6 protein-coding genes are annotated in these 7,822 nt (G+C 58.9%); 5 read left to right on the top strand and 1 reads right to left on the bottom strand.

The features are described from left to right. Positions 1-278 precede the first annotated feature (278 nt). Entirely contained in the window at positions 279-1,094 is an 816-nt protein-coding gene (locus BDE01S_RS06435) for a helix-turn-helix domain-containing protein (RefSeq protein WP_082790436.1), read from the bottom strand. A gap of 240 nt (positions 1,095-1,334) precedes the next feature. Here BDE01S_RS06435 and BDE01S_RS06440 point away from each other — a divergent pair, with 240 nt between their 5' ends. The 5 genes from BDE01S_RS06440 to BDE01S_RS06460 all read left to right on the top strand — a co-directional run bounded on the left by BDE01S_RS06440 (position 1,335) and on the right by BDE01S_RS06460 (position 7,686). Continuing rightward, on the top strand, positions 1,335-2,279 hold the full coding sequence (locus BDE01S_RS06440; protein ID WP_066078962.1) for a 4-hydroxyproline epimerase: 945 nt from the start codon (positions 1,335-1,337) through the stop codon (positions 2,277-2,279). After that, a complete protein-coding gene (locus BDE01S_RS06445; protein WP_066078964.1) occupies positions 2,276-3,526 on the top strand; it encodes an NAD(P)/FAD-dependent oxidoreductase in 1,251 nt (416 codons plus the stop codon). Before BDE01S_RS06440 ends, BDE01S_RS06445 begins: the two co-directional genes overlap by 4 nt. Before the next feature lie 64 nt (positions 3,527-3,590). Further along, entirely contained in the window at positions 3,591-4,457 is an 867-nt protein-coding gene (locus BDE01S_RS06450) for a dihydrodipicolinate synthase family protein (protein ID WP_066078966.1), read from the top strand. A 121-nt stretch (positions 4,458-4,578) separates the two neighbouring features. Then, the gene (locus BDE01S_RS06455) at positions 4,579-6,060 is read left to right on the top strand and encodes an aldehyde dehydrogenase (protein WP_066078969.1); all 1,482 of its coding nucleotides are present in this window, start codon (positions 4,579-4,581) and stop codon (positions 6,058-6,060) included. A gap of 177 nt (positions 6,061-6,237) precedes the next feature. Then, on the top strand, positions 6,238-7,686 hold the full coding sequence (locus BDE01S_RS06460) for an alanine/glycine:cation symporter family protein (protein ID WP_066078970.1): 1,449 nt from the start codon (positions 6,238-6,240) through the stop codon (positions 7,684-7,686). Positions 7,687-7,822 lie beyond the last annotated feature (136 nt).

Consider the following 7,822-nt stretch of genomic DNA (forward strand, 5'->3'; position numbering starts at 1 on the left):
CCCTCTCTCTAAGCCGGGTGAGCCAACGCTGTAGCAGAAATTACTCTTCGACTATATCCCCTCCCCCGTCTTTAACGGGGGAGGGTTAGGGTGGGGGTGATTGACAGGTTACTTTAGGCCGACCACCCCCATCCTAGCCTTCCCCCGCAGGAGCGGGGGAAGGGACAGGTTTCTGAATTTTAATGGATGCTATATTTCTCAACCGTTTGTCTTATCCCGAACTCACGTTATATATGACTTCCCGCCGCCGGTTTGAATGGCAGGCGGCCGTTTTCTGATTATTCCGCCGTATCTGCGGTGCGGCGGCACAGGTTTCTGAATTCGCTGGGCGTTATGCCCAGTGCCGATTTGAAGTGGCGGGAGAACGCGCTGTGGTCGCTGTATCCGCATTGCGCCGATACTTCCGATACGGGCATCTGCCCGCGCAGCAGGGCGACGGCGCGGTCGATACGCAGTTTCTGGATATATTGGGCAGGCGTGATGTTGAAAATCTTTTTGAAGCCGCGCTCGATTTGGGCGGCCGACAGCCGGGACACCGCTTCCAGCTGCTTCATGGTCACCGTTTGGTCGAGGTGTTCGTGCAGATATTGCTCGATACGGACGATTTTCCGGTTGAGCCGGGGATTGTTGTCGCGGTTGCTTTCCAAGTCCGCCGATATGCCGAGCACGGCTACGGTATTGCCGTTTGTATCGGTAATGGGAAATTTGTGGGTGACGCACCAGCCCAGCTCGCGGGTCGGGTAAGTGTGCAGTTCCAGCTTGTTTTCGATGGCGCGGCCCTGTGCCAATACCGCCAAATCCTGCTCGGTATACTGCCGCCCCCATTCGGATTGGAAAACGTCGGCGGATGTTTTGCCCAAGAGGTCGGACTGCTCGGAAAGCTGTAGCCGCTGCAGCAGGGTGCGGTTGCCGTAAAGGTATTCGGCCCGTGTGTTTTTGACGAAAACGACGGTTGTCGGCAGCGCGTGAAAGACCGGCGCGAACCAAGCCGTCGCGCGCAGCAGCTCGTCCAAGCTGCCGGGTAAGGCGCAGGGCGGTATGCCGGCAGGCGGTTTGACGGCTTCGTGCAAGCCTTTTGCCAAGCGGGTGTCCATTTTTTCCTCCCGGTGTTTTTCTGTTTTTCAGACGGCCGCGGCAAGCAGCCGTATTTCTTTATATCGGGTCCGCAGCAGGGCTGTTTTTGTTTGCCCACTATATACCAGATTTGCCGCCGTTTTGCCGTTTTCTGCGGCATTGTGCAGAAAACGGTATAAAAACGGGGAAATTATTCAAGACCTTGCCGCGCGGCGCATGCTATTTTTTCTCCGAAGCGTTTATTCCGGCAGGATGTTCCCATGACTTACCAAACTTTTTCCGTAATCGATTCGCATACCGGCGGTGAACCCACCCGCGTGGTTTATGACGGTTTTCCGCTATCGCCGGGCGCGTCTGCGGCAGAGCAGCGGCAGCATTTCGAGCAGCATTTCGACCATTTGCGCCGCGCCTTGATTTTGGAACCGCGCGGGTCGGACGTGTGGGTCGGCGCGCTGCTGTGTCCGCCGCAGAAGCCGGAAGCGGCGGCCGGTGTCGTGTTTTTCAATAATGCGGGCTATCTGGGTATGTGCGGCCACGGCACCATCGGCCTGATGGCGGCACTGCAGTATTTGGGGCGCATCCGGCCGGGCGTACACCTGATTGAAACACCGGTGGGCGACGTGCGGTGCGAGCTGCATGAAGACGGCTCGGTCAGCGTGCGCAACGTGCCGTCCTACCGCGCCTTTCGGTCGGTATCGCTGGAAGTGGAAGGCATCGGCACGGTAACGGGCGACGTGGCTTGGGGCGGCAACTGGTTTTTTCTGATAGGAAACCACGGACAACGCATTGCCGCCGACAATCTGGACGATCTGACCGGATATGCGCGGCGCGTCCGCCGTGCCTTGAATGACAGTGGAATCAGAGGCAGCGACGGCGGTCTGATCGACCATATCGAACTGTTTGCCGAAACGGACACGGCCGACAGCCGGAATTTTGTTTTATGTCCCGGCAATGCCTACGACCGCTCGCCCTGCGGCACGGGTACCAGTGCCAAACTGGCCTGTCTGGCGGCGGACGGCGCATTGCCGCCCGGTGCGCCGTGGGTGCAGGAAAGCGTTATCGGCAGCCGTTTCAGCGCATTTTACGAAGAAGCGGGCAACGGGCGGATTATTCCCACTTTGCGCGGCCGGGCATTCATCCATGCCGACAGCCGGATTTTGCTGGACGCTGCCGATCCTTTCCGCTTCGGTATCGAAACATCATGAATACCCATACCTATGATATGGCCGTAGTCGGCGGCGGAATCATCGGCTTGGGCTGTGCGCTGGCATTGCAGCAGGCGGGCGTGAAAACGCTTGTTTTGGAAAAAGAACGCTTGTGCGGCGGCACCTCCCGCGGCAATGCCGGACATATTGCCACCGAACAGGTTTTCCCGATTGCCTCGCCCGAAGTGCTGAAACAGCTGCCGGCAATGCTGTCCGACCCGCTGGGGCCGCTGCGCATGGACTGGCGTTACCTGCCCCGGATTGCGCCGTGGTTTCTGCAGCTCTTGTACAACCTCCGTCCGGCGCGTTTTGAAGCAACGTGTCAGGCACTGCAGGCACTCAACGGCAAAAGCCTGGCGGCGTGGCAGGATTGGGCGCGGAACCTGCTGCCTGACAACTGCCTGCATGTCCGCGGCTCCCTGCTGGTGGCGGAAACGCAGGCGGGAGCGGAGGCGTTGCGGCGGCACGGCGGCCGCTTGGCGGCGATGGGCGTGGAAAACCGCTGGCTGCCGCGCGGCGAGCTGTTGGCGGCGGAACCGGCTTTGTCGGCGTGCCATTCGGGCGGCCTGTTTTACCCGCAGACCGGACACATTGCCGATTTGGCCAAACTTTCAGACGGCCTGAAGCGGCATTTTCTGGAATCGGGCGGCACGGTGTGCGAGCAGGAGGAAGTGTGCGCTCTGGAAACGGCGGCGGACGGGATACACCGTATTTCCGGCACAAGGGGCGCATACCGCGCCAGACATTTGCTGCTGGCGGCCGGGGCGTTTTCCAAACAATGGTGCAAGCGGCTGACGGGCGTGTCCGTTCCGCTGGAAACCGAGCGCGGCTACCACCTTATGCTGCCGCACATGCACGGCACGCTTTCCGTACCCGTTACCTCGTATGAACGCAGATTCATCATGACGCCGATGGACGGCGGCCTGCGTCTGGCGGGGACGGTGGAATTCGCAGGTTTGGACGCGCCGCCGAAGATGGAAAGGGCGCACAATTTATTGAAGCTGGCCGCACCCATGCTCAGGCAGGACATCCGTTCCGACGGCGCGGCGGCATGGATGGGATTCCGCCCGTCAACCGCCGATTCGCTGCCGGTTATCGACCGGCACGGTACGGTGCTGCTGGCATTCGGCCACCAGCATTTGGGGCTGACCCATGCCCCGCTGACCGCGCAGCTGGTGAAGGCGCTGTATTTCGGTACGCCGCCCGCCGTGGACTTGCGGCCTTACCGCCTCGGCCGTTTCGCCTGACGTACCGCCATCCGCCGCAGTCATGATACGGCTATATTTTGTCTTTTTACAGAGGAGCAACCTAATGAATATCGAAGGCATTTTGGTACCCATTGTGACCCCGTTTACCGACGGGAACGAAATCGATACGGCTTTGCTGTCCGAACTGGTGCGCGAATTTATTGCCAGAGGCGTGACCGGCATTGTCGCCTGCGGTACCACGGGCGAGTATTACAGCCTTTCCGAAGCGGAGCGGGAAACCGTGCTGACCGTTATCAAGGAAGCGGCGGCGGGCAAATGCACCTTGATTGCGGGTATCAGCGATATGTCCACCGAAACCGCGGCCAAACGTGCCGTCCGCGCCAAAGAGCTGGGCTACGACGGTTTGATGTTGTCCGCGCCGCCTTACAGCCTGCCGTCGCAGCAGGGCATTATCGGACATTTCGAGTATGTGGCGGCGCAAACCGACCTGCCCGTCATTATGTACAACTTCCCCGCCCGCGTCGGCACGCCGATTGAGTTTGAAACCGTCGCGCACTTGGCGCGGCACCCGAATATCGCCGGCATTAAAGAGAGTACGGGTGACTTTTCCGCTGCGTTGAGAATGCTGCAGGCGGATTTTCCGGATTTTGAGGTCATCTGCGGCTGCGACGACCAGCCCTTGGATTTTTTCTTTTGGGGTGCGAAAAGCTGGATTGCCGGAGCGGCCAATGTGTTTCCCGACGAACAGGTCGCCCTCTTTCGGGCGGCGCGCGCGGGGGATTGGAACACGGCGCGTGCGCTGCTGGCCGGTATGTATCCCGTGCTGCATTCCATGGAGTCGGGCGATTACAACCAGAAAGCCAAAATCGGCTGTCTGCGCGGCAGCCGCTCTGCGGGCGGGGTCAGAATGCCGCTGCATAATTTGAGCCGCAGCGAGGCCGATGCGTTTTTGGCTTTGTTGGAAGCGTAGCCGGGCGGTGCTGTATCCGGCCGGAACATGCCGTAACGGATAATCGTTTTTCAGACGGCCTGCCGCCGTCGGGATGGCAGGTCGTCTGAAATTTTTGGATTGTGATGAAGGAGGACAGGTAATGAAAACCGCAGCAGAAGTATTTCAGGCTGCCGCTTCAGGCAGCCTGCGGGCAGGGCATTTGATTCCGAACCATGCGGACGGCGGTGCGCGTATGGAAAACCGCACGCCGATAGACAATTCGCTTATCGGCTATGTGGCGGACGGCGATGAGGCGGACGCAGAGGCTGCCGTGTCGGCGGCGCGCGCTTCGTTTGAAAGCGGGGAGTGGTCGCAGCTGCCGCCGTCGGAGCACCGCCGCGTCCTGCTGGCGTGGACGCGTTTGGTGGAAGAGCATGCCGAAGAGTTGGCGGCATTGGATTGCATTGACGCGGGCAAACCCATCGGCGAGTGCCGCCATACCGATTTGCCGGCCACTTTGGAGGCGTTTTATTTCTATGCCGAATATGCCGACAAGTCTTTCGGTAAAACCGCGCCGGCGGGCGGCGGGGATTTGGGTTTGGTGGTGTACGAGCCGGTAGGTGTGGTGGCAGTGGTGCTGCCGTGGAACTTTCCTGCCCAGATGTTTGCCTGGAAGGTGCTGCCGGCTTTGGCGGCGGGCAACAGCGTTATCGTCAAGCCTTCCGAACTGACGTCGCTGAGCGCGTACCGCATGGTGCGGCTGGCGCATGAAGCGGGCGTACCCGAAGGTGCGCTGACTTTGGTTTGCGGCACGGGAGAGAAAGTCGGACGGGCTTTGGGTCTTCATCATGATGTGGACATGGCCGCGTTTACCGGTTCTACCGAAGTCGGGCGGTATTTTCTCGAGTATTCGGCACAGAGTAATTTGAAGGAAATTGTGTTGGAATGCGGCGGCAAAAGCCCGCAGATTGTGTTTGCCGATGCCGATTTGGATCAGGCCGTGCCGTCGGTTTTGGCCGCCGCTTTTTGGAATATGGGCGAAAACTGCAGCTGTGGATCGCGTCTGATTGTGGACGAACGGATTAAAGACGAGCTGCTGGCCAGACTTTCAGACGGCCTGAAGGATTGGAAGCCGGGCGATCCGCGTGACGAAAGCGTCCGAATCGGCCCGCTGGTGGAGCAGGCGCATTTCGACAAGGTTGTCCGCTATCTGGAGACAGCGGTGCGGGAAGGCGGGCGTATTGCCGCGGGCGGCGGCGTTCGCAGCGATTTGGGCAGCGGCTGGTATGTCGAGCCGACGGTTGTGGACGGTGTCCGCGCCGATATGACGGTATTCCGGGAGGAAATCTTCGGGCCGGTATTGGCGGTTACGACTTTCGGCAGCGAAGAGGAGGCGGTGGCGCTGGCCAATGATTCCGATTACGGCTTGGCGGCTTCGTTTTATACCTCGGATTTGCACCGGGCGCACCGTGTGGCACGCAAAATCCGCGCGGGTACGGTGTCGGTCAACGGTTTTTCGGAGGGCAGTATCGCAACGCCGTTCGGCGGCTATAAGCAGTCGGGTTTCGGAGGCCGCGATAAAGGCGTGGAGGCGTTTTACCAATATACGCAGGCGAAAACCATTTGGTTTGTCGGCCGGTAGGCAGGGTTGGCCGTCTGAAAAATAAGCATGGCGGCTGTCCGGCATTTCTGTTTTTGGCATTTCATGATACCGGCAGGGGCTTCGGCGCAAGGGGCTCCGTTCGGGAGAAGTTCAGACGGCCTTGATGCTGTGCCGTATTTTGAGGCCGTCTGAAAAAATATGCGGAGGAGAAATAAAATGGAAGCATGGGTAAATACGGCTGTTTCGTATATCTGGGGCAACGGTTTGGTTTATCTGGCTCTGGCGGTGGGACTGTATTTTACGGTCGTCACGCGCGGGGTGCAGTTCCGCTATCTGGGCGAGATGTTCAGGCTTTTGAAAGAGCGGCAGGAGTCGGGCGCGGGTATTTCTTCGTTTCAGGCTTTTTGCATGTCTTTGTCGGGACGTATCGGCGTGGGCAATATCGCGGGGGTGGCGACGGCTATTGCGGCCGGCGGGCCGGGCTCGGTGTTTTGGATGGTGGTGATGGCGCTGCTGGGCGGGGCGGCTGCGTTTGTCGAATCGACGCTGGCGCAGATTTATAAAAGCGAATTGGACGGGGAATACCGCGGCGGCTCGCCTTATTACATTGAAAAAGGTTTGAAGCTCAAATGGTTCGCCGTTGCGGTTGCTGCCGTCATTTGCCTGAGCTACGGGGTGTTGGTGCCCGGGATTCAGGCCAATACCATTGCGGCGTCGTTTGCGGGTTCGTTTGATATGCCCGCCTGGATGACGGGGGCGGCGGTAACGGCTTTTCTGGCTTTTTTGATTTTCGGCGGTACGAAACGCATTGCCCGCGCGGCCGACCGGATTATTCCGGTGATGGCTTTGGGCTATGTGGGGCTGATGCTGGTTGTTTTGGCGGCGCATGCGGCCAATATTCCGGACACGGTGATGCTGATTGTGCGCAGCGCATTCGGTATGGACGCGGTGTTCGGCGGCATGGTCGGTACGGCGGTGGCCTGGGGCGTGCGCCGTGCGGTGTTTTCCAATGTGGCCGGGGCGGGCGAGGCGACGTTCAGCTCGGCGGCGGCGGAAGTGTCGCACCCGGTCAAGCAGGGCTTGGTGCAGGGGTTTTCCGTGTATGTGGATACCGTTGTCGTGTGTTCGTCCACTGCCGTCATGATTTTGATTACCGGTATGTATAATGTGCAGCCGCCCGGTGCGGAAGTGCCTTTGGTGCAGTATCTGCCCGGCGCCCAGGCGGGTACGGCTTATACGCAGGCGGCTTTGTCCACCGTGTTCGGCGGTTTCGGCGGAACGTTTGTTTCCATCGGTATTTTCTTTTTCGCGTTTACCTGCCTGATGGCGTATTACTATATTGCGGAGACGGCACTGGTGTATTTGGACAGAAAGCTGCGTTTTCCTGTATTGAAAATCGTGTTGAAGCTGGTGTTTCTGGTTGTGGTGTTTCTGGGCAGCGTGCAGTCGGCCGGCCTGATGTGGGGCTTGGGCGATATCGGCTTCGGCAGTATGTGTTATCTGAACTTTATCGCCATCGTGCTTTTGAGCAAGCCGGCGCTCAAGGCTTTGAGGGATTACGACAGACAGAGAAAAGCCGGTTTGGACCCGGTTTTCGACCCGCGCGAGGCAGGGATAGACAATGCGGAATTTTGGATCGGGTATGCGGATAAACACCGCCGCTGACCGCTAGTCGGATTCTGCTTCAGGCCGTCTGAATATTTCAGACGGCTTTTTTATTATAGTCATTTAAAATAAGAATAGTACGGCAAGAAGAGTCAACGCCGTAGTAGAAATTACTCTCCGACTATACTTCGTAGAA

Origin of the sequence: Bergeriella denitrificans NBRC 102155 (assembly GCF_001592185.1) — a bacterium.
In the GTDB taxonomy this organism is placed as follows: Bacteria; Pseudomonadota; Gammaproteobacteria; order Burkholderiales; family Neisseriaceae; genus Neisseria; species Neisseria denitrificans.